23 protein-coding genes and 2 riboswitches are annotated in these 25,734 nt (G+C 39.2%); of the genes, 22 read left to right on the plus strand and 1 reads right to left on the minus strand.

Features of this window, described 5'->3' with window-relative positions:
- The first annotated feature begins 109 nt into the window (after positions 1-109).
- A riboswitch (cyclic di-GMP riboswitch) is annotated at positions 110-199 on the plus strand.
- Positions 200-299: 100 nt separating this feature from the next.
- The 18 genes from KJ593_00855 (at position 300) to KJ593_00940 (ending at position 21,516) form a co-directional block, all read left to right on the plus strand.
- Positions 300-5,804: a PKD domain-containing protein gene (locus tag KJ593_00855; GenBank protein MBU2540429.1), complete on the plus strand. Its 5,505-nt coding sequence runs from the start codon at positions 300-302 to the stop codon at positions 5,802-5,804.
- 2 nt (positions 5,805-5,806) lie between these two features.
- The gene (locus tag KJ593_00860; GenBank protein MBU2540430.1) at positions 5,807-6,514 is read left to right on the plus strand and encodes a PDZ domain-containing protein; all 708 of its coding nucleotides are present in this window, start codon (positions 5,807-5,809) and stop codon (positions 6,512-6,514) included.
- Positions 6,515-6,540: 26 nt separating this feature from the next.
- Positions 6,541-6,667, plus strand: a riboswitch (cyclic di-GMP riboswitch).
- Positions 6,668-6,764: 97 nt separating this feature from the next.
- Positions 6,765-7,013 carry a hypothetical protein gene (locus KJ593_00865; GenBank protein ID MBU2540431.1) on the plus strand — a complete coding sequence of 83 codons (249 nt, stop codon included), beginning with the start codon at positions 6,765-6,767 and terminating at the stop codon, positions 7,011-7,013.
- A gap of 32 nt (positions 7,014-7,045) precedes the next feature.
- On the plus strand, positions 7,046-8,653 hold the full coding sequence (locus tag KJ593_00870) for a hypothetical protein (protein ID MBU2540432.1): 1,608 nt from the start codon (positions 7,046-7,048) through the stop codon (positions 8,651-8,653).
- Between the two features lie 179 nt (positions 8,654-8,832).
- Positions 8,833-10,548, plus strand: coding sequence for a Flp pilus assembly complex ATPase component TadA (gene tadA, locus KJ593_00875; protein MBU2540433.1), 1,716 nt, complete (start codon positions 8,833-8,835; stop codon positions 10,546-10,548).
- A gap of 40 nt (positions 10,549-10,588) precedes the next feature.
- Positions 10,589-11,806 carry a type II secretion system F family protein gene (locus KJ593_00880; GenBank protein ID MBU2540434.1) on the plus strand — a complete coding sequence of 406 codons (1,218 nt, stop codon included), beginning with the start codon at positions 10,589-10,591 and terminating at the stop codon, positions 11,804-11,806.
- Between the two features lie 33 nt (positions 11,807-11,839).
- Positions 11,840-12,268, plus strand: a complete 429-nt coding sequence (gene gspG, locus KJ593_00885; protein ID MBU2540435.1) for a type II secretion system major pseudopilin GspG — start codon at positions 11,840-11,842, stop codon at positions 12,266-12,268.
- Positions 12,252-12,731 carry a prepilin-type N-terminal cleavage/methylation domain-containing protein gene (locus KJ593_00890; GenBank protein ID MBU2540436.1) on the plus strand — a complete coding sequence of 160 codons (480 nt, stop codon included), beginning with the start codon at positions 12,252-12,254 and terminating at the stop codon, positions 12,729-12,731. The genes gspG and KJ593_00890 overlap by 17 nt, the downstream gene beginning before the upstream one ends.
- Positions 12,732-12,737: 6 nt before the next feature.
- Positions 12,738-13,184: a type II secretion system GspH family protein gene (locus KJ593_00895; GenBank protein MBU2540437.1), complete on the plus strand. Its 447-nt coding sequence runs from the start codon at positions 12,738-12,740 to the stop codon at positions 13,182-13,184.
- A gap of 11 nt (positions 13,185-13,195) precedes the next feature.
- Positions 13,196-13,849: a prepilin-type N-terminal cleavage/methylation domain-containing protein gene (locus tag KJ593_00900; protein ID MBU2540438.1), complete on the plus strand. Its 654-nt coding sequence runs from the start codon at positions 13,196-13,198 to the stop codon at positions 13,847-13,849.
- 22 nt (positions 13,850-13,871) lie between these two features.
- Positions 13,872-14,921 (plus strand): general secretion pathway protein GspK, encoded by a 1,050-nt coding sequence (locus KJ593_00905; protein ID MBU2540439.1) that lies wholly within the window; start codon positions 13,872-13,874, stop codon positions 14,919-14,921.
- Between the two features lie 4 nt (positions 14,922-14,925).
- On the plus strand, positions 14,926-16,374 hold the full coding sequence (locus KJ593_00910) for a PilN domain-containing protein (protein ID MBU2540440.1): 1,449 nt from the start codon (positions 14,926-14,928) through the stop codon (positions 16,372-16,374).
- 12 nt (positions 16,375-16,386) lie between these two features.
- A complete protein-coding gene (locus KJ593_00915; protein MBU2540441.1) occupies positions 16,387-16,920 on the plus strand; it encodes a type 4a pilus biogenesis protein PilO in 534 nt (177 codons plus the stop codon).
- Between the two features lie 79 nt (positions 16,921-16,999).
- On the plus strand, positions 17,000-17,242 hold the full coding sequence (locus KJ593_00920) for a MerR family transcriptional regulator (GenBank protein ID MBU2540442.1): 243 nt from the start codon (positions 17,000-17,002) through the stop codon (positions 17,240-17,242).
- An 11-nt stretch (positions 17,243-17,253) separates the two neighbouring features.
- A complete protein-coding gene (locus tag KJ593_00925) occupies positions 17,254-18,078 on the plus strand; it encodes an AAA family ATPase (protein MBU2540443.1) in 825 nt (274 codons plus the stop codon).
- Positions 18,071-18,730 carry a hypothetical protein gene (locus KJ593_00930; GenBank protein ID MBU2540444.1) on the plus strand — a complete coding sequence of 220 codons (660 nt, stop codon included), beginning with the start codon at positions 18,071-18,073 and terminating at the stop codon, positions 18,728-18,730. The genes KJ593_00925 and KJ593_00930 overlap by 8 nt, the downstream gene beginning before the upstream one ends.
- Positions 18,731-18,794: 64 nt before the next feature.
- On the plus strand, positions 18,795-20,720 hold the full coding sequence (locus KJ593_00935; GenBank protein ID MBU2540445.1) for a hypothetical protein: 1,926 nt from the start codon (positions 18,795-18,797) through the stop codon (positions 20,718-20,720).
- A gap of 52 nt (positions 20,721-20,772) precedes the next feature.
- Positions 20,773-21,516, plus strand: a complete 744-nt coding sequence (locus tag KJ593_00940) for an ABC transporter ATP-binding protein (protein ID MBU2540446.1) — start codon at positions 20,773-20,775, stop codon at positions 21,514-21,516.
- A gap of 141 nt (positions 21,517-21,657) precedes the next feature.
- Here the strand turns inward: KJ593_00940 and KJ593_00945 are convergent, their stop codons facing one another.
- Complete coding sequence (locus KJ593_00945; GenBank protein ID MBU2540447.1) at positions 21,658-22,251, minus strand: hypothetical protein; 594 nt, start codon at positions 22,249-22,251, stop codon at positions 21,658-21,660.
- A 107-nt stretch (positions 22,252-22,358) separates the two neighbouring features.
- On the opposite strand from KJ593_00945, the gene KJ593_00950 reads away from it, so the two are divergent.
- From KJ593_00950 to KJ593_00965, 4 genes are all read left to right on the plus strand, one after another.
- Positions 22,359-22,757 (plus strand): hypothetical protein, encoded by a 399-nt coding sequence (locus KJ593_00950; protein ID MBU2540448.1) that lies wholly within the window; start codon positions 22,359-22,361, stop codon positions 22,755-22,757.
- Positions 22,758-22,806: 49 nt separating this feature from the next.
- Positions 22,807-24,384, plus strand: coding sequence for a sodium-dependent transporter (locus KJ593_00955; GenBank protein ID MBU2540449.1), 1,578 nt, complete (start codon positions 22,807-22,809; stop codon positions 24,382-24,384).
- A gap of 146 nt (positions 24,385-24,530) precedes the next feature.
- Positions 24,531-24,914, plus strand: a complete 384-nt coding sequence (locus KJ593_00960; protein MBU2540450.1) for a hypothetical protein — start codon at positions 24,531-24,533, stop codon at positions 24,912-24,914.
- Between the two features lie 14 nt (positions 24,915-24,928).
- Positions 24,929-25,717, plus strand: a complete 789-nt coding sequence (locus KJ593_00965) for a thermonuclease family protein (GenBank protein MBU2540451.1) — start codon at positions 24,929-24,931, stop codon at positions 25,715-25,717.
- The last annotated feature ends 17 nt before the right edge of the window (positions 25,718-25,734 follow it).

A 25,734-nucleotide genomic window follows, 5' to 3' on the forward strand; every position in this document is an offset into this window, starting at 1 on the left:
AAGGAGTTATGACAAATAATTTATTTCATTGCCCCTTGTCGTTTAGCGATACCCATGGTATACTTGTGTATAGATAATTTGGTAAATTGGTAATTTGGTAAATTTCGCCTTTTGAAAAAGGAAACCTCAGGGAAACCTGAGACACTCAAAGCAAATACCTAAGGCCGACTATTGAGGCTATGGTGGAAATGCTGCCAGGAGGATAAAGACCCCTTGGCGAGACGAAAAAGCCAAGGGATTTTTTTTGTAGTCTTTCTAAAATGTTTTAAAAAGGATAAGAGTCATATTAGGAGGTAGTGATGAGTATGCAAATAAGGTCAAAACAAAAGAAAATATTTGGTTTCATAACAGCTTCTATTCTTGCCATTTTATTTCTTCCTTTAACTAATGCTTTCGCCTACACAGAGGCGGAGCTTTGTGTAAATCCAGATAAAGACCACTGCTTTTTTGTTGCTGAAGATGGTAGTGATACTACAGGAGATGGCAGTCTCACCAAGCCCTACAGGACTTTAGCTCCTTTGTTCTCTGTTGGTGGAAACTATAGTGCAAAGCTTGATAAGGCAGATTCTCAGCTAAGGACTGTAGTAATGCGAGCAGGAGATTATCATCATGCTGGTACTGTTTATCTACGTCGTTCCAATGTAGTTTTAAAAAATTGGCCTGGAGAAAGGCCAAGAGTTTGGCTTGAAGGAGACAACAGTGCAAATACACATAGACTTACCCTAGGAGTGGGTTATTCTGGCTACAGTTGCGAAAATGTAACTGTTGAAGGCCTAGATATAGAAGGTGGCTATTCTTATGCCTTAAAGATTTATGAAAACACCAAGGATGTAACCATAAGAGGAAATAAAATACATGGCTCAGGATATGATGTAATAAAGATTGTTGGTTGCGGAGTGAGTGGGAACTTAGATTATGACAACTATTTATGTAATCAGAACGCACTTATTGAAGATAATGAGATTTATGATTCTGGACTTAAAAGCACTATCGGTGATGAGGGCATTGATGCCATGGGGACCTATAATACAATAGTGCGGCATAATTATTTCCATGATATTCAAGGATCAGGACTTTATTTCAAGGGCCATTCTAAAGGTATTATAGTGGAAGAAAACTTTTTCTACAACACTGGAACTGGAGGGCTTGATCCGAATAACGTCAATGATACTTGGGGCGGATTATGGCTAGGGGATGACTCAATGCTTGCATATATCCCTGAGCCTCCCCACAATTATGAGATTGAAGATAGTATCGCCAGAAATAATATTATTGCAAATACTCAAGGCGATGCCTTACGAGTGATGTCTTGTAAAAATTGTTCTGTGTATAACAACACAGTTTATAACAAAAACAGAAAAGAATTTCCGCGGGGCTACTTGACTGATTATTCAGGTTCTTTTTCAATATTCAAGAATGCGAAGAAGTCCATTGATGGCATCTGGGCTGATGAGTTAAGGCTGCGCAATGCCGAGGTTTATTTTAGGAATAATATCGTAGTGGATTCTATAGAGCAAGGTTATGGAATCCAGTTACCCATAGTTGCGATTAACGGTCCTTTTTATAATGGTAGGAATTCTGACCATTTAAACATGAGAAATAATATCTACTATCGAAGAGATGGCGACTATCGATTTAGAAATTATAGCAGTGAGGAAGCAGTAACTGGTAGCACTAGTATTGATGAGTGGCAACAGGTAAGCGCGTTGGATCAAAATTCAAAGATTGCCTCCAACCCAGGAACGCTTTTGCGAATAATGGCTGACGCAAGCCTACCTGAAAATGACCCAAAGAGTTATTTACAGACAATTAATTCTGAAGCACTCACTTTAGACGCTGGTGCATACATTGATTTAAGTGTATCTCCATGGACAGAGTGGTTTCCGGAAACCTGCAGCGATGGCCAGACGCGAAGCTGTGTTACCACTCATAGCTGCGAAGGCCTACAGACTTGTAGCGGCAGCACTTGGAGTTCATGTCAGGATATAGTTGGGGATAGCTGTCCAGGTACATGCGTTGACAATGATAATGATGGTTATGGTAAACCTGCCTCATTTGCCTGTCAATTTCCTGATTTAGATTGTAATGACAGTAATCCTAATGTCAATCCTGGTCATTTAGAAATCTGTGGCAATGGCGAAGATGATGATTGTCGAAGCGGCGATGAGGCTTGCAAGCAGTGTGTAACAGGAGATACTGTTTTTGGCCAGATTCATGCAAAAGGATGTATATGTGAAGGAGAACAAAGATATACAGGATATTGTTGTGAAGGTAATATATATAATCCGTATACAGCTTGTGGCTATGAAGAATGCAGGCCGAATCAATTCTGTGTGACTAACTCTAACTGTTCGGGAACTTGTGATGCATTGGGTACGGCTTGTATAGATAATACAGCAGATAGTTGTCCTTCATTCATATTGCAGGATGGCCTGGATGGATATTCAGGAACTAAAGATACTTCTTTGTTGAGCACCAAACCTACCAGCGTGTCTGGTTCCTCAGGTGCTCTAGGGCTTTGGACAGAGGGTTCGGCAGAGTATAAATTCGTGATAGAATTTGATATTTCATCGATTCCTCAAGGGTCAAAAATAAAAGATTGCATTTTACAGATATATACGACTTCTTCTGAGCTTTCGCGTACTTCGAAAAAAAATATCTCGGCGCGCCGGATCTTGAGGCCTTGGGTGGAATCTCAAGTAACTTGGAATAAAGCTAATTCTTCTACATATTGGGCCTTAGCCGGAGCAGATGCAGATGGACTCGATAGGAATCTTACGCCTTTAGTTACTCACAATCCTACCAAGCCAGATCTTATTTTATATAGGATGACAGACACATGGGCTAGCTTTAATCTTTTAGAATCAGGTGATAACATTGCTGAAAAATGGCTGGATGGGACATACCCTAATTATGGCCTCGTTTTTGAGATAGACACTCTTGATGCACGCGGTATGGGCTTTGCCTCGAAAGAAAATAGCCTAGGTCAGGAGTTTAAACCCAGACTTATCATAAATCTTGAAGGTCAAGGATCACTGCCTCCACCTCCTCCACCATTAAATCAGCCGCCGGTATTAGACTCAATTGGCAATAGATCTATCAATGAAGGAGAAAGCCTTACCTTTAATATTTCAGCCACTGATCCAGATGGTGACACCCTAACTTACTCAGCCTCTAGTCTGCCCCAAGGAGCTATATTTATTAACCAGGCATTCAGTTGGAGGCCTGATTATGGACAGGCAGGAGAATATCTGGTTACTTTTAGCGTAAGCGATGGTGCGGAAATTGATTCAGAAGATATAACAATAACTGTTAATAAGATAGATAACTCCCCACCAGCCATAACTATTACTTCACCCGGGGATAACGCAATAGTTTTTGAGAGCCCGATACAAGTGAGCGGTACAGTTAGCGATGCTCTAAGTTCTATAGCTAGTGTTAAGGTCAATGCAGAGGAAGTAGCGCTTTCAAATAGCAGCTTCTCAGCCTTGGTAGCCTTAGAACTAGGAGAGAATATAATTACTGTTACTGCTTCAGATGCTGCAAGCAATACAGCCGAAGTCTCTATTACTGTTACACTTGATACAGCGCCCACAGGCGGTATTACATTGACTGCTTCTGCAAGTCCTACTTCTGGCACCGCACCTTTGACTGTTGATTTCCAGGCTCAGGCCTCAAGTACTGAAGGCGCTATTGTAAGATACGAATGGGACTTGGAGGGCCATAATACATTTCGCATGAAGCAAGTGGTTTCCTCTCCAGATGTAAGTTATATATATACTGCTGCTGGTTTATATGTGGCTACAGTCAAGGCGATTGATTCTGCTGGTAACTATGAGACATATTCATTTGCGATTAATGTGAACGCAAATCCTGATGCTCCAACTGTAGCACTTTCAGCAGATACAACAAGCGCAAGTACGCCTTTAAGGGTAAAATTCACTGCAAATGCTAAGGCCGCAAATACAATATCTAAATATGAATGGGATTTTGATGGCGACGGTGTATTTGAACTTAATAGTAGTAGATCATCTAAGGTTATCCATACCTATATAGTTGCTGGCGTCTATCAGGCGCGAATTAAGGTAACGGATAGTAAAGGTCTTTCTGCAGAAGACCAGGTTATAATTGATGCCCGAAGCATAAAAGGAACGCCTGAGTTTTCAATTGTAACTGATAGGGTTTCTGGAAAGGTGCCTTTATTGGTTAATTTTACTGTTAACAAGGACAACGATTTTACTGCCTTAAAATATGAATGGGATTTTGATGGAGATAAAGTAGTAGATTTGGTATCCAATAGTCCAGAAGGAGCATTCACTTATCGCAATGCTGGCACCTTTGATGTTGTTCTTAAGATTATCACTGATAAATCCATCGCAGGCTTAGGATATAAACAGATAAAGATTAAAGGGCCTGAAAAAGACTCAGATGAAAGCGGTTCAACTGTCTTAAGCTCATTGTCTCTATCTCAGGCTACAGGCATTGCCCCTTTGCTGGTAACATTTGCAAATGCCAGTCAGAATTCAATAGAGAGCCTCTATGATTTTGACGGCGATGGCAGTTTTGATTTAAGTAGTAAGGCAGCCGAATTTAAGACGTACCTCTATAAGAATCCTGGGCTTTATACCCCATTATTAAGGGTATTGGGAACAGGTGGTGATGTAAGCTTTGCCAGTAGGATTATCTGGATAAATGATGCTGTTGCCAAGCCAATAATGACAGAACCTTCTAATGGCAAGACTCTAGCTGGAGATTCTATAGGGCTTGTTGCTGATGCTCCTGTTGGCATAGATATCTTGAAATTAAGTTTCGAGTTTAAGGCATATAACGAGACTACTTGGCAGGAGGTGTCTAACTCCTTAACCGAATTTCCTTACAATCTAAAATGGGATGTTTCTGGTCTAGCGGATTCTAAGGAATACAATATTCGTGCCAAGGTAATTGACGCAGGAGGCGGAGAATACATATCTGATGCAATAACTATAACCTTGGATAATAATGACTCTAATCCTGATATAAGAGAGACAACAGCAAATGCACAGGGTGAATATACTAAGGAGGTCAAAATAAACAAAGAGGAAAATTACACAATTAGCCTCTGGGATGGTACTGTAATTATTGTTCCCCAGGGAGCTTTAGGTGCTGAAGATAAGCTAATCATGAATATCGCTGATCCGGCATTAGTGCCTAATAAACTTGAAGGTCAAGACTTAGCAGATGCCAGACAGTATAAGAAATTTAGCCTTGAAAGCGGCAGATACCTTTTTGATAAAGACCTTACACTAGTAATCCCTTACCCTGATCTTAATAATGATGGCATTGTGGACGGCACCTCTATTAATGTAGAGACGCTTAGTATCTATCAATTTAATGAAGCCAGCAATGTTTGGCAGAAGGTTAACAGTACGATTGACCTAATAGAGAAGACTGTGCGCGTAAAGATAAATCATTTTAGCTTGTTTGGTTTAGGAGGCCTTGGTGAGGACGGAGATGATGTTTCTTCTGATTCAGATTCACCTATTCTGCCTGTTTCTACTTCTGAAGGTGGCGGAGGAGGTAGTTGTTTTATTGCCACAGCCGCCTTTGGCAGTCCGCTAGAAGAAGAAGTTAAGACACTTTCTGAATTCAGAGATAGATACTTGTTGAGCAATAGAGCTGGTGAGATGTTTGTAAGATTCTATTATCAACATTCTCCGAAATTAGCAGAGTTTATTAAAGATAAGGAATCTTTAAAGGTAGCAATTAGATTATTCTTGAAACCACTTGTTAATCTAAGTAAATTTTTGCTAGAGGCAGGAGGATAGTCATGATTATCAAAAGAACAAAGATGATTATTGCTATGACCCTGGGGTTTATATTTGCAATCAACATTTCCTGCTATGCCACTGATTTTGAAAAGAATCAGATATTGAATTCTCGCCATATCTTGATTGGTACGATTGTCAAGGATAATCCTAGAGACTCCTTGGCAATCATTAGAGATAGCACGAATGATAAAGATGCAAGTTACAAGGTTGGCCAAATTCTTGATGGATATTACATTGTTAGAATAAAACGGGCAGAGGTAGAACTTTTAAGGCAAGGAAAGATTTCCTCCTTAAGGCTGCCCTTAGGAGGCGGCGCTGAATTCATCACAATCGTTTCTGGAAACGAACGCATTGTTAACCGCACTGCTTTAAATGAGCGCTATAAGAATCTGAACGAAGTTTTTGGCGCTGGTATTGTGTTTCCTCACATTGAAAAGGGCAAGTTAGCAGGATTAAAGATTGTGCGTATCAATGATGAAGAGCTTGCTAAGGCAACTGGCGTGAGCGAAGGTGATATAGTTATTTCGGTCAATAACCAGAAATTGACAGGTGTAAAACAAGCCTTAGATGTTTATAATAAATTAAGAAATGAAGAAGAGATAGAGTTAGAGCTAAAGCGCAACGGAAAGTTGCATAAGTATAGTTATTATATGAATTGGGAAGAAGGAGGCAAGATACCAAGGCTGCTCAAAGAGCAGAAGTTATAATAATCTTTATTAAGGCTAAGATTAAATCTTGAAAAAGGCGAACTCTGGTGAAAGCCAGAGGGCATCCCGGAAGGGATCTTCCTAAGGGAAGGCAAAGCCATAAGGCCTAAAGTCCCCTAGATGTTTTAGGGACATGGCAGCTGGGTTACCAAGATATAAACTATTTATAGAATATTATTTGCCCCAAGCTGTCCTTTTAGGCTTGGGGATTTTTTTGAAGTATAATTGATGAAAAGTGGGGTGATTGAAGATGGACGCTAAAAGAAAAGCACTAAAACAAAAGGTAGTTACCTTCCTAAACCGCGAGGAGATAGACTTCTTAGACAAGCTAGGAAAAGACGCCTGGTTTTCAACAGGGATGAAACTTTCTCGCACCCAGATAATCGAGGCATTGGTTAACTTGATGATGGAGATGGGTGTTGGAGGTAAAGGCGTTGATTCTAAAGAAGAGTTAAAGCAACATATCCTCAAGGCCTTAGAGCGGTTCGAAGGGCAATAGATAAATAGAGAATAGATAGGAGAAGACCTAGAATGAAAAAGACAAGGTTATTTATATTAGTATGTTTGATATGCATTTCTTGGACAGCTCGACTATCTGCTATTGATTTGACTCTAGACGTAAAAACAGATAGCCAAGTGGCAGGGCAGACGCAACCTTACGGCTATGTCAAGATAGAAGGTAGAAAGCTTTTAGTAGATTTTGATAAAGACGGAATATATGAACTATATTTTATTAAGGGTGTTGGCTATAGTCCTTATCCAATAGGCAGACAGCCTACTGAGTGGAATAAACCCAATATATTTAATGATAGCCAAATTCTTCATCGTGATTTTTCCCTGTTACAAGCAATGAATTGTAACACTATTCGTATCTGGAAAGGAGATGATACTGAAGAAGATAATGGCAAATTTCCTTGTAAGATCACCAGGACTTTTAATCCAGAAAACCCAGGAACGCTTGATATTGCAGATGAATACGGTATCAAGGTCATAGCGGGATTTTGGATCCAGACGCAACAGCCGCGCTGTGAGGATGGGAAGGTAATATATGATGAATTAGCTTTTCTTACTGAGGGCAGCCTTGAACAAGATGATTTGTTATCTAGATTCCGAGCCTATGTTAATAAATTTAAATGGGATCCTGCTATTCTCTTTTGGGCTATCGGTAACGAAAACAACTTTCATATACCGCCGGATAGATTGCATGAGTGGTATGCGTTCGTAGATAAGATGGCTGAGATTGCTCATGAGGTTGAAGATCCTGATAACTTTGGTTATTATCATCCAGTTGCAGTTGTTAACGGAGATATCATGTTTGATAAAGATACTGTTGTTATTGGAAATTATGATTTTGGAACGACAGATGCACAGATGAGCCATTTGGATATTTGGGGAGCGAACGTCTATAGAGGGGATTCTTTTGGTGAGCTGTTCTCTGATTTTGCAGCTAACTCAGATAAACCAATTTGGATAGCTGAATACGGCGTAGATGCCTGGCATGTTGATGACTGGCAGGATGAGCAGCCTGGGATTGGTTTTGAAAATCAGGATATCCAAGCTCAATGGGTTGGTAAGCTTTGGGATGAGATTGCTGCTAATTCATCAGTTGCCAAGTGTGGGATAAGCATAGGAGCAACAGTTATGGAATATTCAGATGAGTGGTGGAAGCCGATTGAATGGGAAGAATCAGGTATCCATGATTACGATGGCGTTGGCCCTACTGATACTGACTGTCCTCCTGATCCTCTTGATGATGAAGAAAGAATTGATTGGTGGCCTGCTAGTCCGGATAATTTTTTTAATTCTGAATGGTGGGGGATTATGGCTATTAGCCGTCCATACCCTGATGATGGGGGGCCAGATATTATGACACCTCGTTTAGTGTATTACACTTTACAAGATAAATTTGCAGATGAACAACCACATCTTTTCCTCTGCGGTGATGCTAATGCAGATTGTAGCCTCAATATAGGAGATCCTGTTTATTTGATTAATTATAGTTTTAAGGGCGGCCCAGCACCTGAACCTCTGGAGGCAGGCGATGCCAATGGAGACGGTAGTGTTAATATAGGTGATGCTGTTTATCTGCTTCACTACATCTTCAAGGGCGGCCCAGCACCGGTGTGCGTAGGAAACTAATAGATTATAATGAATTCTCTCCACCAGCCATGGAGGAGAATAAGGCCCTGTTGGATTTATCTGACAGGGCCTTCTCCGTTAGGGGCTAGATTTGCCCCGTTAGGTAACAAACATTTAACGGGGTTTACTTTTTGCGTTTTAGGTTGTATAATTTACATTGAAATTAAAAGGAGTACAGAGTGCCTCTACGCGATTCCACAAAAACAATCGGTCAGATTCTTGTAGCTGAGAAGATAGTTACTGCAGAGGAGTTAGAGGTTGCCCTGCGGGAACAGAGAAAAACCAGCGGTTATCTTTGCCAGATAATTGTAAATTTAGGATTTGCAAAAGAGGAAGAGATTTTTCCTATTCTAGCCAATCAGTTAGGCATACCCTATATCCGCATCAAAAACATAAATATTGCTCCTGAGGTAATAAAGAAGGTTCCGGCAAAATTTGTTTCCCATTATAAGTTGATGCCCATTTCTATGGTAGGTAATAAATTGACCATTGCTATGAGTGACCCCTTGGATTTGCATACCCTTGATGATATCCGTCTTTTTTTAGGCGTAGAAGTGGTTCCTGTATTAGCAGGCGATAACGATATTGCAGAATCAATCAGAAAATATTACGGCATAGGCGCAGAAACTGTTGATAGGATTGTTAAAGAGACTTCTCCCCAGACAAAGAAGCCAATTTCAACCAAGGCCGATATCGAGGACCTGGAGGCAATGGCAGAAGATGCCTCAATTGTCAAATTTGTAAATCAGCTGCTTGTTCAGGCCCTTAAGGACAGGGCTACTGATGTTCATATTGAGCCTTTCGAAGATGAATTGCGTGTGCGTTTTAGAATCGATGGTGTTCTCTATGCAATCAACATTCCTTCTAATCTGCGCTATCTACATGCCTCCATTGTCTCGCGCGTTAAGATTATGTCTAATTTAGATATTGCTGAGAGACGGCTTCCTCAAGACGGCCGGATTAAAGTGAAGATCGGTAAATATCAACTGGACCTGCGTGTTTCCATAATACCTTCTAATTTTGGAGAATCAGTACATATTAGAATCTTAAGTCCAGAATCATTTTTGGAGTTAGGGAAGTTAGGCCTACTTGAAAAGGACCTTAAGATAATTGAGCAAGCGATTAAGACATCCCACGGTATAATCTTTGTTACCGGCCCGACTGGAAGCGGTAAGACTACTACGCTTTATGCGGGCCTAGCTAAGATAAACAAGAGCCCCTTAAAGATAATTACCATTGAGGATCCAATTGAATATCAACTTAAAGGTGTTATTCAACTTCAAGTGCAGCCCAAAATCGGTTTTGATTTTGCCCAAGGATTGCGCTCTATGTTGCGTCATGACCCGGATGTTATGATGGTAGGAGAGGTGCGTGATTTTGATACTGCAGAGATTGCAATCCGAGCTGCCTTAACTGGCCACCTTGTATTTTCAACTCTGCATACAAATGATGCCTCTGGTGCAGTAACGCGGCTTCTGGATATGGGCGTTGAACCGTTTTTAATCTCTTCCAGTATAGAGTGTTTGATTGCCCAGCGCTTGGTGAGAGTGATATGCCCTAAGTGTAAAAACAAGCAGAAGATGAGCAAGGCTGCCCTTAAGGAATTGGGATTTCGCATTGAAGAGAATGAAGTCTTGACATATAAAGGCAAAGGCTGTTCTGATTGTCGTATGACAGGTTTTCGCGGAAGAACCGGGATATATGAGATTTTATTAGTAAGGGAACCTATACGCGAGCTCATCTTAAGTCGCGCCTCAAGTCAGCAGATAAAAAAGAAGGCCATAGATTTAGGCATGCTTACTTTAAGGCAGGATGGCTGGCAGAAGGTCTTAGAAGGGATTACTACAATAGATGAGGTCATCCGCCTAACGCAGCAGGAAGAATTACCAGTATAGGATGAGTTAATAGTCTTAGATCTTTAGACTACTTAAGATTATGCCTACATTTACCTACAAGGCAAAATTAGGTCCCAGCAAATTAGAACAAGGCTCAATCGAGGCTGAAAATCAAGAACAGGCAATTAAGAAGATAAGTGATTTAGGGCTGTTTCCTGTAGAGGTACGGCCTTATAAGCAGTCAAAGAATATATCTTTATTCGCTAGGTTTGGACAGAGAAACAAGATTAAAAATCAGGAAGTTATTAGCTTGACCCGCCAGTTAGCAAGCCTCTTGGAAGCTGGATTAAATATCCTCCCAGCCCTTAATGCCATAAAAAGCCAATTAGTAATGCCTGCTTTAGTTTCTCTCGTTGATGATATTGCCCAAAATGTAAAAGATGGTGCATCATTCTCCGAAAGTCTAAGCCACCATAAAGATATTTTCTCTAGCCTTTATATCAATGTTGTAAGAAGCGGCGAATTGAGTGGAAGGTTAAATCACGTATTAGATACCTTAGCTGATTTTTTAGAAAAAGGCGAAGATCTACGTCAGAGAATAATCTCTGCTTTAGTTTATCCTGTATTGGTTTTGGCAGTAGGCATTTTAACAGTAGCAGTCCTTTTGATTTTTGTCATTCCGCGTATCGGGGTAATGTTTGAGGATATGGGTCAGGTGTTGCCTCTTCCCACACAGATAGTCGTGGGTATAAGCTCAATGATAGTAAATTATTTTTTTGTTTTTTTTGCAATTATAGTAGTTTTATTTTTCTTCATTAATAAGAGGATTAAAACAAAAGAAGGTAGAATTTTTGTTGACCGCAGCAAACTCAAAACTCCTCTTTTAGGGATGTTCATTCGTAAACAACACATCGTTCAATTTTCTCGCACCTTATCTCTACTCTTAGCAAGCGGTATTCCAATTGTGACTGCCTTAGAGCTGGTGGCTAATACCTTATCTAACGGAATGATCAGGCAAGAGGTAAAGACAATGTCTACTGCAATACGCGAGGGAGCTAGTCTTTCAACCTCAATAAAGGAGAGCAAATATTTTCCTGCATTCGTCTCCAGTATTATTGCCGTTGCAGAAGAATCAGGAAGTTTAGATAGGTCGCTTGCGCGTTTAGCAAGCAGTTTTGAGCGTGATGTAGAAAGGATTATTAAGACATTTACCGTAGCCTTAGAGCCAACACTCATTTTCCTCATTGGTTTAGTTGTTGGTTTTATAGTAATAGCAATGCTGCTTCCAATTTTCCAGATTAACTTGATTGTGGGTTGATGCAGGGATGATCGCAGATAACCGGAGGTAAATATGCGCAAGAGTAATAGTGGCTTTACGTTGATCGAATTAATGCTCGTTGTAATCATCATCGGCGTCCTTGTTTCTATGGTTCTGCCGCGTCTTGCCGGAAGGTCAGAACAAGCAAGGATTGCGGCAGCAGGCGCGGATATAAATGCCAATATAGCTACAGCCTTAGATATGTATGAGCTTGACAACGGAAGATATCCTACGACAGAACAGGGTTTAAGGACATTGGTTGTTGAATCGGATGTTTCGCCCCTACCTAACAATTGGCACGGGCCTTATCTGAAAAAGATACCCCAAGATCCATGGAAAAGAGCTTATGTATACAAATCTCCCGGAGACCACAGCCAGGATTACGATCTATCCAGTTTAGGGCCTGACGGGATCGAAAGCGCTGATGATATTACCAGCTGGCAAAGTGAGATCTCTCCATAAAAATAAATTCGCCTTCACGTTAATTGAACTTCTATTGGTTGTAGCGGTTCTTTCCGTAATGGTTGGAATTAGTCTGCCTGCATTCAAAAAAACATATAACCGTCTGAATTTAGAAAATATTGCCCTTAATATTTTAAGTACTGCGCGCTATGCTCGGGCTAAGGCAATTGTCGAGTCAAGGATTTATCGTCTAAATTTTGATATCGAAGATAAGAGTTACTCACTCAGCACAGAAAGCGATGACAAAATCGAAGGCTTCCAGCCTATTAGTGGTCGCTTCGGAAAGATAGCTCAGATAACAGACGATATCAACATTAAGACCTCAGCAGATCATGTCAATTTTTATCCAAGCGGAGATTCTGATGAAATAATAGTTGTTCTTAAAAATACTGATGGCAGAGTCTATACAATAGGAAAGTCAGGGGTCTTTGGCGAATTTAAGATTATTGAGGAAAAAGAATAGGATATAATGACTAAGCAGATTTTTAAGCGATTCCGTGGGTTTTTAAATCAGAACTCTTATAGTAGGTTAAGGGATAAGGCAAGAGCTGGTTTTCTTTTGATTGAAGTGTTGATAACTGTAGTAGTTCTAGGTACGGCGATTGTATTTATTGTTCAGGCATTAAGCTCTTCTCTTTTTGCTGCAAGACGAGCCTCTCTTTATACAGAGGCATTGATGTTAATGGATGAACTCAACTGGGATGTCAAGTTAGAAACCTACTCCCAACCTTTTCTAAGTAGAGGGGATTTCCCTAAAAGCTCTAAAGTTTCTAAAGGTAAAACAGACTTTAATTTGAGGCAAGAATTATTTTTAACGGATTTTCCTAATCTTTCAGAGATGGTTTTGACTGTCTCCTGGACAAAGGGAGAATTCTCAACATCGACGTATGTGCTGACGGCACAAGTAGAAGAGTGAGGCAGTCTAGCATGATTTTTAATATCTTAAACTATCGGCTAAAGAGTAGTGTGCTTAGGTATAAGAGAGGCATAACTTTTGTTGAGCTCTTAATTGCAATTTTGATATTTTCCATTATTGTTACCTCGCTGTATTCGGCATTTAGAGTAGGATTGACTGCATACAAAAGAGGTGAGAGGTTTGCCTCTTGCTATCAAGGGATACGTCTGGCCTTAGATTCAATTGCCTTGGATTTACGAAATAGCTATAAATTTTCTGAATCCGATGTCAGATTTAAAGCAGAAGAATCGAAGGTCTCATTTTATACTCTTAAGAATTTTACTTCAGAACAACATAAAGATAACTTTCAGATTTGCAAGATAGAATATTGGAAAGAGGATAAAGAATTATTTAGAAAGGTTTTTGCTGGCAATTTGGCATTTTCCGAAGAAGAAGTAAGTGCTGGTCTCCTGCTGGATAATTTAAGTGAATTCAGCATTGAATTTCCCTATAAAGATGAAGAGGCTCAATCAGTAGTTTGGAATGATTACTGGCTGGCAAGCGATGAGTTGCCTTTAGCAGTAAAGATTTATTTGAAGATAGATGAACCTGAAACGGGCCAACCCATAGAGTTGACAAAAATCATATATATTCCGACGGGAGAATTAGGAAGGCCTGAGGAATAATGGGGTATTATTGTTAGGAGTTATGGATTACATAAAGCCGTATAAAAAAGTTAACAATAAGGCCTTGATTCTAATTGTTGCCTTATGGATCGTAGCTATTCTGACTTTATTGGCTATTGGCCTGGCACATCGCATATCTATTGAGCTTCATCTGATTAGATTCTCTCGTGACAGATTAAAGGCCTGCTCTGCCTTAGAGGCTGCAGTACAATCAGCAGCTTATATCATCGCCCAAGATATAAATGGTTACGACAGCATGAACGAGATCTGGGCTAATGGTATATGGGATGAATTTAACGAGTCAATCTTTAAGGATGTCAAGCTTAAACAGGCTGTATTTAGCATAATACATAAAGTAGATGATGAAACTGGCGTCCTATCTTTACTCTATGGGCTTAGCGATGAGCAGGCGAGGCTGAATATCAATACCGCTACGGCCAATCACTTGCAGACATTTTTTCTAGAAGCTGAAATAGAGAATTCCAGAGAAATATCCGCTTCCATTTTAGATTGGATTGATGAGGATGAGATTACATCTTTTGACGGAGCTGAGGATGATTACTATACTGGCCTGGATATGCCTTATCATTGTAAAAACGCACCCTTATCTAGCATTGAAGAATTATTATTTATTAAAGGCATGGATCCTGATAAATTTGAAAAAATTAAACCCTTTATAACTGTTTATGGTGATGGTAAAATAAATATTAATACTGTAAGTGAGCTCCTCTTGAGTTCCCTGCTTATTAGTCGCGGAACTTTGGATTCGACTGCCAGGAAATTAGCTGGTGAGGTTGTTGATTATAGGCTTGGCGATGATGGTGAGATCGGAACTGTAGATGATAGAATTTTTGAAAAGTTCCAAGATATTGTTTTGGCCTTGAGTAGCCAAACTTCTTTGGGTGAGTTTGCTAAGTGCGCGGATATAATTAAGTTCAACTCCAGTTTTTTTCGGGCAGATATTTGGGCCCAGTCTTTAAATAAAGTTGCTCAGAAGAGGGCATTGTGTATATTAGAGAAAGACCGAGCAGCAGTAAAGATGCCCAAGGTAGTTAAATGGCAAGAGTATTAATACAATGAAGAGATTAAAAGCCAAGAAGAATGTCTTTAGCAGCGTCGAGCTGAATCATGACTCGATTAAAATTGCTCAGGCAGAGTCAATTTTAGGAAAACCAAAATTTACCCATCTTTTTTACTCCCGCGTCGGCGACCTATCTAAGAAAGAAACTCAAGGCAAGATTAGGAGCCTCTTAAGCAAGGAGCAAATCGAAATTACAAATTGCCTTCTTTGTCTGCCTCGCCACAACGTAACAACCCGCTATCTTAAGCTGCCCAGTTTAGAAGAGCAAGAGATTGAAAAGATGCTTATGCTTCAAATCCCTAAATTGCTTCCTTATGCACCGGGAGAAATACTATCCAGTTACAAAAAGATTACTTCTGATAGTGAAGGTTATACTTATTGTATTGTGATTTTAGCCCAAGAAAATCTAGTAAGGCGTTATCTTTCGTTTCTTAAGGCCATAGGCATAGAGGCCTCAAGTGTTATTTTAAGTTCAGAAGTATGTGCTCACTGGCTAAGATTTATTAATAAAGTGAACATTAAAAATGAGACGATTGTTCTTATTGATGTCGATACGAGTAGTGTTGATATTATGATTATAAATGGGGGAGAACTAATTTTTACTCGTAGTTTTTCACGCGAATTACAAGATACGCAAGGTCTATCCTGGCAGAATAAACTTCAGGATGAGATAAGGCGTACATTGGAGACTGCTGAAAAGGAAATAGGTAAGCAGAATATAACTCGCCTTATCTTAAGCGGCAGCCGTTTAGCCACAAAGGATACGGATAAGGCATTATCCGAAAATTTTTCTCGTCCTGTAGAAATTATCTCTAGACTTGAGGAGGAATGTATTAAGTCGCAGGCCTCAATAGCAAAGACCTTACGAGAATCAGATACCTCCTTTACCTCAGTTATGGGAGCTGCAGTTAGCAGGCAGAATTTTTCTATAAATCTTTTACCTGCGGATATTAAGGCCAGGCTAAATTGGCAAAGGCTAAAAAAGGAACGAGTCAAATGTATATCTTTAGTTCTATTAATTATTGCATTTTCTTTTGGTCTCTTTGTTAAACATATTTATGATAAACAGAGGCTCTTAAAAACATTAGAGCAGAAGATAGCAACATTATTGCCAGAAGCCACTATGAGAGAGAAGATAAGTTCACGCCTGGAGATAATACGCGAGCAGTTAAAATCAAAGGTTTTTACCGCCCAGCTTATAAAAGAAATATACACTATCATTCCTGACAAGATATATTTAAATAGCCTTAGTATTCAAAAAGATGAGATTTTGATAATAAAGGGGCAGGCCGATAAATTATCTAATGTCTTTACTCTTGTAGGGGCCTTGGAAAAAAGTACATATTTCCAAGACGTACGCGTGCGTTATGCTACGAAGAGAAAAGTCAAAACAGTTGAAATTACGGATTTTCAGATAGATTGTCCCCTAAAGGATAGCGAATAGCTAGAGAATAAAATGAAATTGATAAGTCAGCTGTCGAAAAGAGAAAAGAACATTTTTTATTTTACTATATTAATTATTGCCTTTAGCCTGATATTCAAATTTATCTTGTTGCCTTTGTTTAATTTAAATCAGAGATTAACACAAGAGGTTAAAGCAAAAGAGATAGAACTGGTAAGGGCGAGGCGACTTTCTAAAGGCGGATCAGTGCAAAGTCAATATGATGCATTCATTGCTGCGATTAAGATGGGTGAAAGCCAGGATTTGGAAATGGCCCGCTTACTTTCTGAAATAGAGTCAATAGCCAAAGAGGCAGGTGTGAATATCTTGAATTTAAGACCTCATGAGATAGAAGATAAGAGGTTTTATAAGAGATTTCTCATTGAATTAAAGTCTGAAGGAACAAGCCAGCAAATTTTAAGATTTATATTTTCGTTAGAATCCTCACAACTCCTGTTGAGGATTGAGAAGTTTAACCTCAGCTCAAGAATCTCTAAGGGGAATCTCCTTAATGCCACATTAACCGTCTCTAGAGTGGCAATTCCTTAAATGAAGTCAGAACCCATTAAAAATTACTTGACAAGGTTTAATTTTTGCGGTAAAATCACTCTCTAGGTGGAGAGTGATTATGGTTCGCAACATATATCTATTAAAAGACTTAGCAAGAATTACAGGCTATTCAACGCATACTATAAAATATTATCTTAAAATTGGTCTTATTAAGGAGTTTGGCCGTAGCCCGGAAACTAACTTCCGTTATTTTACAGACAATACAGTTAAACTCCTAGGTTATATTCGGCAACTGCGTAAAGAAAAAAAATCCATTGCGTGCATAAAAGAAATTATTAAACATAAAAAGTATACTAAGTAGCTAATAGAAAAATGAGCTATTTTAGCCAACTTGGCCTAACCCAGGAACCATTTTCGACAAGCCCAGATCCTGAATTTCTTTATCATTCCCTAGGTCACGAGACTGCCTTGAGGCGGCTTGAGATCTCCATACGCTTACGCAGAGGATTAAGTCTTATTGTCGGTGATATTGGCACAGGAAAGACCACTCTTAGCCGCACCCTCTTTCAGGTATTTAAGAATGAGCCAGACTTTATTTTTCACCTCATACTAGATCCTAATTACAAAACTGAATTTCAATTTCTTTCTTCATTGATTAAGATGTTGGGGATACACCCGAATTTTAAGTCCACGCTGGATTATAAGGAGTCACTAAAGGATTATCTATTCGCAAAAGGTGTAGAGGAAAACAAGACAATAATTTTATTAATTGATGAGGGGCAGAAGTTGACTCCGGATCACCTTGAGATTCTAAGGAGCCTGCTTAATTATGAAACCAATGAGTATAAACTATTACAACTTGTGATTATGTCTCAAATGGAACTCTTACCACGTTTAAGAAGGGCGAAGAATTTCACTGACCGTATAGCCTTAAAATACATAATTAATCCCCTGGGCGAGAACGAGACAAAACAGATGATTGAATTTAGATTACATCAGGCGGGATTTGATAAAGGAGCCAGCCTCTTTAGTGAAGAGGCGATGCGATTAATCTATGAATATACTCAAGGTTATCCGCGCAAGATTACTCTTCTTTGCCATGACGCATTGGAACTTTTGATCATGAAAGAAAAGAGAATAGTAGATAGAGGAATTGTTGAAGAGATTATAAACAGAGAGTCTTTTTTAAATGGATAGACCATCACCAGAAGAAAAATTATTGCGCCTGATTAAAGACGCTACTGGAAAGGGGGCCCGGCAGAAGAAAAAGCAGGCCGATGCACAGGAGAGCGTGCAGCCTTCGTCGCCAGAGCTTCCAGTCCGAACCCAAAAGTTGCGGACACATCAAAAGCGGATCAAGAAGCTCAAAACCCCTATTTTCAGCTTTAAATTTATAAATAAGGTCTTGCATACTTTGCTTGTAATTATATTTTTATTTTTTGTTTTTAACATTATCTATAGCAGCAGAGAAATAAGCCAGGTAGAAAGAGAGGGATTTGAAAAGGATAAGGATTTAGAATTTGCTTCTTTTCCTGAAACCCTTGAGGGGGAATTTACTGACTATCTGTCAGCCGGCAGGAGGCGTGATATATTTACTTCCTCTGGCATGCAGATGATATCCGAAGGTTTAGCATCTTCTATATTTGATGCGGAGCAGTATGTTGGTAAGCTAAAATTATTAGGCATAATTTCAGGCATTAAGTCTCAAGCAATTGTTGAGGATCAGAACGAAAATAAAAATTACACCTTAAGTGTTGGTGATTATTTAAAGGAGTTCTTAGTTGAAGAAGTAGGAAAAGGTAAAGTGCTATTTGATTATAAGGGTGAGAAGTTTGATTTGTATCTATAAACGATTGTCTACCTGCGGACACGTTTGGCTAAGGTGGACATAATAGATTAAATGGAGGTCCATTATGATTAATACGAAAATATTCCCAATTTTGACATTAGTGATTTTTCTGATCTTTCCTTTTGGTGTCCTTGCCCAGCAAGAAGCAGAAGTTCAAGAAGACCCAATGAACAAGGAGCTGCAAATTAAAGAAGAGCCCTTGGATGAGACGATTTCTCTTGATATCAAGGGTATGGATATTGTAGATGTCCTAAAGACATTGGCTATGCGTTCAGGATTAAATATCGTCGTGGGTAAAAATGTAGTGGGAAAGGTCACCATCTTCTTAAAAGGTGTTATGCCGCGTCAGGCCCTTGACATAATCTTATTGGCTAATGGTCTTGCATACGAAGAGCAGGATGGAATTATTAGTGTAATGACTGACCGCGATTATGAAGCGCGCTTCGGTGAAAAATTTGCCGACAAAAAAGAGATTTCTGTCGTAAAGTTAAAATATGCTAAGGCAGCGAATTTGGTCCCTACCCTCAACCAGATGAAGTCTACGATTGGTAAGGTTTTTGTCGATGAGGGATCTAATGTAGCTGTACTTATGGATACCCCAGAGAGATTATCGCAGATGCGCCAGATGTTACTTCATATTGACCGTCCAACCCAGACGCGCATATTTGATCTTAACTACTCAGATTCGGATAAGCTCCAGAATAAAATTCAAGAAATGCTAAGTAAAAACATAGGAACCATTACGATTGATGAGCGCACTAATAAGATTATTGTCACTGATTATTCTGAAAAAATAGATAATATTGCAAAGATTATTAATGCCTTTGATTCGCGTACGCGTCAGGTGCTCATTGATTCTAAGATTGTTGAAATCACCTTAAGTGATAGGTTTCAACTTGGCATTGACTGGGAATATTGGATTGAAAAGAATTTCAAGGTTGGCAATACCTTTCCTTTAAGCCTTACTACAGGCGGCACATTGACACTGGGTACTACTAGCGCGATAGACGAGGTAGGTGAATATAAAAGTGTTGTTGACATGCTAAGAACTATTGGAGACACGCGCGTTCTCTCAAGTCCCAGAGTAACGGCATTGAATAATGAGGAGGCAAAGATTCTTATCGGCACAAAAGAAGCCTATATTACCCAGACTACTTCTCAATCGGGCACAGGAGCAACTATAACTGCCGAAAGCGTTAATTTTGTTGATGTGGGAGTTCAGCTTTACGTTACGCCCACTATCAATCAAGAAGGTTTTGTGACAATGAAAATAAAGCCAGTAGTAAGCTCTGCTGTACGCACAGAGATAACAAGCGGCGATACAATAAGTGAAATACCTATTGTCTCTACTTCTGAGGCCGAGACATCGGTGATGGTTAAAGACGGCTCAACTATAATAATTGCTGGTTTAATTAAAGACGAGATAATTCAGACAATAAATAAAATCCCGGTTTTAGGAGATATACCCATACTCGGCCACCTATTTAAAAACACGAGTGATGAGGTTAGAAAGAAGGAACTTGTAATATTTTTAACTCCTCATATACTCTCTCCTTCCTTAGTTGAAACCAAGGCTAATGCCTTAGAATTTGAAGAAAGCATTAATACTTTAGAGCATTATAATAAACCTGAGCCAGACAAGATACGTTCGCTAAAGTCCGAGGAGAGCCAAGCAGAATTAAAGAACGATGAGGATTCCCTAGATTTAAGTTACGTTGGATATCTTACCCGCTTGCGCAAAATTATAGCTGAGCAGGCAAGCAATATTGCCAGAGATGATTTTTCATCTGGGAAAGTAGAGATTTCTTTTGTTCTGGGTGCTGATGGTAAGTTGTTGGCAGATCCAGAGGTTGCCTTTGCCACAAGTGATGATTTAGGAGAGCTTGCCTTAAAGGCAGTACTTGCCTCAAGTCCTTTTCCGCCTTTTCCTGAAGATTTAAAAAGAAAACAAGAACGTTTTGATATTGTTATTTCTTATTCAGAAAAATAGTGCCTTGTAGTAATTATTTAATTAGATAAATTCGACATTTTTACTTAAAACCATGCCGGAAGAAATTGTAGAGATTAATAATTTAACTAAGTATTACAATAGACGTCTTAATCTATTCTCCCTAGAAAAGGTCCAAGCCCTGGATGCCTTGAATCTGACGATATACAAAGGTGATATCTTTGCCCTTCTCGGACCAAACGGAGCCGGCAAGACCACCACCCTAAATATAATTGCCGGATTGCTAAGGCAATCAGGAGGCGAGGTTAAGGTTTTTGGTGAGAATTTTAATGTACATAGTGATGAGCTTAGATGCAAAATTGGCTACTTGTCAGAAGAAAATATATTACCGGATTATGTCTCAGTAAAAGAACTTTTGGAATTTTTGGCTAATATCTTTGGTCAAAACTCTGCTCTTAGAAAAAAACGCATAGAATATTTAATTGAAATTTTCAACCTCGAAGGTCTACTTAAAAAGCATATCCACCTTCTTTCTAGCGGCCAGAAAAGAATTATAGGTGTTGCCTGCGCGCTTATTAATGAGCCAGACTTGTTAATTCTGGATGAGCCCACAGTATATTTAGACCCACTTGCCGTCAAACATTTAAGCAATATCATTATCAGCCTAAAAGATGAAGGCAAAACCGTTATTGTTAGCTCTCATATCTTAAGCCAGGTAGAGAAGCTATGTAATCGTTTGGCTATAATCAAAGATGGCAAACTGAAATTATCTGCCAAAACAGAAGATGTGTTAAGCCAGCGCTCTTTAGATGATGTATTCCTTGAGGTAACCTCTTAAATAAAATGTCATGCGCCAAATTTTAGCGATATCTCGCATTAGTTTGAAGTTGGCATACGGACCGACGTTTTTTATATTTACATGTATCGGCGCTCTATTTGTCCTTCCTTCACTTCTTTATTTTTTCCTGCCGGAATTAGCTCAATTTGGATATCGCAACGCAGGCCAGAATGCTGCCTTAGCCGGATTAGGTTCTATAAATCTTTTTCTTATCTTTTTGAGCATCTCTTTAAGCCTTGCGGTATTAATGAAGCAATTTAGAAGAGATAATCTTATTTTTTTGCTTTCAAAGCCGATACAGCCAACGCAAATTTTTCTCGGAACAATAATTGCGTTAATAGTTGTTTTTTTAAGTTGCTGGGCCTTTTTATCGTTAGAGCTTTTAGTTATCATTGCTTTGTTTTCAAAAGAATTTTTGTTCCGAACAATGCTTGCTTTGTTTCCCGTTGCATTACTTGCGATATTATATACGACGTTGGCAGTATTTTTCTTTTCGCTATGGCCCAGTTTTCTCTCAGCTATTTTTCCGTTTTTACTTATTCTGACATCTTTGGCTAGAGTAGATATACAATCTCTTATTTCTTCATTTAACATTCTTTGGCTTAAGAAAATTATTGATATGTCTTTCTTTTTTATCCCGCCTGTAGGCCAAGTAATGGCAATTTCTCTTAAGAAATTAGATTTTCTTAATGTCGGAGTCAATATCGGCCCTGTTTTACTACATAGTATTTCCATCACCGTACTTTTACTAAGCTTTGCTCTGTTGTGGATATCTCGAAGATTCTCAAAGTTGTGAACAGAAATAGCGAAATCGTATTTATCAGTATTGAAGGAGGAAAAACATGAAAAAGATTTTTATTTTACTATCCGCCATTTTTATTATCTCGATGTTTATTATTATTTCTGATCAGGCGCATGCGGTGCTACTTAAGTTTAACCGTGAGGTAAGCGGTAAGATTGTAGCTGTTGATTTGGAGGCTGAAAAGCCTACGATAACTGTAGAATACACTGAGGAAGATAGATATTATCGTAGTGAGCTTAAAAGAATAAATTTGATAATAGAAGAAGGGACAAATATTGTAGACGAGGCTGGAGAACAGCTAGAAAAAGATAACTTAAATGTAGGCGATGTGGTTTCAGCATCTTATAAAATTAAATATGCTAATAATGCTATCCCCTTATGGAAGATTGCTACAGATATAACTCTAACCTCGAGCCTTGAAATAGAAAGCGAAAAATAGACTATTTAAGTTTGAAATAAGATTTTGCTAATAGTATAATAAGAAACATATGAGTAAAAATTTCTTATCTAAATCTCGTAAGCGTGATAGTTGGGGGTCGCGTCTGGGTATTATTATGGCTGTTGCCGGAAGCGCTGTGGGCCTGGGTAATTTCTTAAGGTTTCCTGCCAAGGCAGCTGCAAATGGCGGCGGCGCATTTATGATTCCCTACTTTGTATCCTTGCTATTATTGGGCATTCCCTTAATGTGGATAGAATGGACATTAGGCCGTTATGGCGGCGGATTCGGTCATGGCACTGCTCCTGGAATCTTTCACAGCGTTTGGCAGAAAAACCGGTTTATAAAATATTTTGGCGTAATCGGCATTTTCGGGCCATTGGTAATCTTTATCTATTATTCTTATATTGCATCTTGGACGCTGGGTTATAGCATCTTTGCCTTAACCGGAAAATATGCTGCTGCAGTCAATCAAGAGGCAATGCAGAGTTTCCTGCGAGGCTATCAGGGGCTTGAGGCTAACCAATATTTTGCCAGTATCGCACCTGCCTATATATTTTTCCTCATTACCTTTTTTGTCAATATTGGCATTATCTATAGAGGTATAAGAGGCGGCGTTGAGAAATTATGCAAGATTGCGATGCCTATTCTTTTTCTTTGTGGTTTTGTGCTCATGCTCAGAGTTCTGACATTAGGGACACCAGATCCAACCCGGCCTAGCTGGAATATAGTTAACGGTCTTGGTTTTTTATGGAATCCAGATCTTTCTGCTTTAACCTCAGCAAAGGTTTGGCTTGAAGCTGCAGGCCAGGTTTTCTTTACCTTAAGTGTAGGAATAGGCGTCATACTCACCTATGCCAGTTACTTATCCAAAGGCGATGATATCGCGCTTTCTGGACTTTCTGCAGTTAGTACTAATGAATTTGCTGAGGTTATCTTAGGGGCGAGCATAATTATTCCCGCGGCATTTGTATTTTTTGGTCCAGATTCGGTAAGTAAGATTGCCCAGTCAGGAGTGTTCAATTTAGGTTTTGTTACCATGCCTCTGATATTAGCTAAGATTCCATTTCCCTTTATCTTTGGCTTTATTTGGTTTTTTCTCTTGTTTCTTGCTGGGATTACCTCAAGTGTTTCCTTGGCTCAGCCGGCGGTTGCCTTCTTAGAAGATGAGTTTAATATTACTCGCAAGAAAGCAGTAATATTATTTGGAATAACAGTGTTTATCTTAAGCCATGCGGCAATATTTTTCTTAAAATATGGCGTTGTGGATGAGCTGGACTTCTGGGGAGGAACTTTCTTTTTGGTTTTGTTCGCTACGGTTGAGGCCATCCTCTTTGGCTGGGTATTTGGCATAGATAAGGCCTGGGAGGAGATTCATCATGGGGCAGAAATGAAGGTTCCCAAGGTTTATAAATTTGTAATTAAATACGTTACACCTTTATTTTTACTTCTTGTACTCGGTGTTTGGTTCTTTCAAGAATGGCTTCCGATTATCTTCATGCAGAATATCTCTAGTGTTAATAGGCCTTATATCCTTTTCACTAGGCTGGGTTTATTGGTGATGCTTTTTGTATTGGTTGCGTTAGTAAAGATTGCCTGGAAGAGGAAAAGGCAGGAAGTTACAGTTTAGGGAGAATTAAGATGACTTTAGGCGGCATAATTCTTTTGGTTATTTCCTGGAGTACGATACTTTCTTTGGTATTTTTTTGTTTTAAACGCATATTTACGGCTAAGGAAATAAAATAATTTAATCTATAGAGTTAGAGGAGGGTTTCTATGAAGAGGATAATTCCAATTTTGATTATTGGATTACTAAGTGCAGGTTGCGTACCATTGATTATCGGTGGCGTGGGGGTTTTAGGCGGTTATGCAATAAGTAGAGATACTGTTGCTGTTGAGTTGAGTAAGGATACACAAGATATCTGGCAGGCAGCAAAAGATGTAATTTCAGACTTAGGTTTTATCAAAAATGCTGATGAAGAGGCTAGGGTTATTGAGGCAGACGTCTTTTCAAGTTACGTGATTATTCGTATTGAGAAATTAACTGAAGCAACAAATCGCTTAAAAGTGAAATCGAGAAAATACTTTATGCCAAACATTGGCCTTGCCCAGAAGATATTTGTAAAAATAATGCAGAAGCTGGATCGTAGCTATAGATGAGAAAGAGATTACCTATGTTGAGGCAGACTATAAGCAGAGTTGTTTTGATAGTATTATTCTTTTTCTTAAGTTTTTTAGTTGGCTGCCAGCCGTGTCCTTTTCAAAAACAGATAAATGCCAAGGTCGCTGAAGTTATTGACGGCGATACTATAGAGCTGGCAGATGGTAGACTGGTTAGATATATAGGGATTGATACGCCAGAACTAAGCGAGCGAATAGGTGAAGACTGGATTGAAAAGAACGAACCTTTTGCCCAAAGCGCTAAATTGTTAAATGAAGAACTAGTAAAGGCAAAGACTGTAAGGCTAGAATTTGATAGAGAGCGCACTGATAAATACGGTAGATTGCTGGCATATTGTTTTGTAGATAATACATTTGTTAACGAAATTATCTTAGAGCAGGGGTTTGCTCTTTTGTATTTAATAGCTCCTAATATAAAATATTCAGAGATACTGGTAGCTGCTCAAGGCAAGGCGCGTGATAACAACAGGGGCCTATGGCAGGAAGAACTTTTCCTTAGAGCAGAAGAGGCGCATCGCTTTATCGGCAATATTGCCACTGTAGAGGGTGAAGTTCTGGATGTGGTAAAGTCTAGGAAAGTTATATATTTAAATTTTGATCGTGATTACCGGACTGATTTCACTGTGGTTATTTTTCAAGGCGACTTATCGACATTCCTCGCCGCTGGCATAAGCCCCGAAAGATATAAGGGCAGGGTTATCAGGGTCTTTGGTAAAATCAAGGAGTATAACGGACCAGAAATAGTTGTTGGACATCCGTCACAGATTGAAATTATTCGTTGATTTTTTTCCTTACTGAC

Source organism: Candidatus Omnitrophota bacterium, assembly GCA_018830005.1.
GTDB lineage: Bacteria > Omnitrophota > Gorgyraeia > JAHJTE01 > JAHJTE01 > JAHJTE01.

Coding starts and splice junctions, on each gene's coding strand:
- KJ593_00960 (MBU2540450.1), top strand. CDS start 24,531: ATGAAGAGGATAATTCCAATTTTGATTATTGGATTACTAAGTGCAGGT.
- KJ593_00915 (MBU2540441.1), top strand. CDS start 16,387: ATGAAATTGATAAGTCAGCTGTCGAAAAGAGAAAAGAACATTTTTTAT.
- KJ593_00860 (MBU2540430.1), top strand. CDS start 5,807: ATGATTATCAAAAGAACAAAGATGATTATTGCTATGACCCTGGGGTTT.
- KJ593_00935 (MBU2540445.1), top strand. CDS start 18,795: ATGATTAATACGAAAATATTCCCAATTTTGACATTAGTGATTTTTCTG.
- KJ593_00895 (MBU2540437.1), top strand. CDS start 12,738: ATGACTAAGCAGATTTTTAAGCGATTCCGTGGGTTTTTAAATCAGAAC.
- gspG (MBU2540435.1), top strand. CDS start 11,840: ATGCGCAAGAGTAATAGTGGCTTTACGTTGATCGAATTAATGCTCGTT.
- KJ593_00905 (MBU2540439.1), top strand. CDS start 13,872: ATGGATTACATAAAGCCGTATAAAAAAGTTAACAATAAGGCCTTGATT.
- KJ593_00870 (MBU2540432.1), top strand. CDS start 7,046: ATGAAAAAGACAAGGTTATTTATATTAGTATGTTTGATATGCATTTCT.
- KJ593_00880 (MBU2540434.1), top strand. CDS start 10,589: ATGCCTACATTTACCTACAAGGCAAAATTAGGTCCCAGCAAATTAGAA.
- KJ593_00940 (MBU2540446.1), top strand. CDS start 20,773: ATGCCGGAAGAAATTGTAGAGATTAATAATTTAACTAAGTATTACAAT.
- KJ593_00950 (MBU2540448.1), top strand. CDS start 22,359: ATGAAAAAGATTTTTATTTTACTATCCGCCATTTTTATTATCTCGATG.
- KJ593_00910 (MBU2540440.1), top strand. CDS start 14,926: ATGAAGAGATTAAAAGCCAAGAAGAATGTCTTTAGCAGCGTCGAGCTG.
- KJ593_00925 (MBU2540443.1), top strand. CDS start 17,254: ATGAGCTATTTTAGCCAACTTGGCCTAACCCAGGAACCATTTTCGACA.
- KJ593_00955 (MBU2540449.1), top strand. CDS start 22,807: ATGAGTAAAAATTTCTTATCTAAATCTCGTAAGCGTGATAGTTGGGGG.
- KJ593_00865 (MBU2540431.1), top strand. CDS start 6,765: ATGGACGCTAAAAGAAAAGCACTAAAACAAAAGGTAGTTACCTTCCTA.
- KJ593_00930 (MBU2540444.1), top strand. CDS start 18,071: ATGGATAGACCATCACCAGAAGAAAAATTATTGCGCCTGATTAAAGAC.
- KJ593_00965 (MBU2540451.1), top strand. CDS start 24,929: ATGTTGAGGCAGACTATAAGCAGAGTTGTTTTGATAGTATTATTCTTT.
- KJ593_00920 (MBU2540442.1), top strand. CDS start 17,000: ATGGTTCGCAACATATATCTATTAAAAGACTTAGCAAGAATTACAGGC.
- KJ593_00900 (MBU2540438.1), top strand. CDS start 13,196: ATGATTTTTAATATCTTAAACTATCGGCTAAAGAGTAGTGTGCTTAGG.
- KJ593_00945 (MBU2540447.1), bottom strand. CDS start 22,251: ATGGAAATACTATGTAGTAAAACAGGGCCGATATTGACTCCGACATTA.
- KJ593_00855 (MBU2540429.1), top strand. CDS start 300: ATGAGTATGCAAATAAGGTCAAAACAAAAGAAAATATTTGGTTTCATA.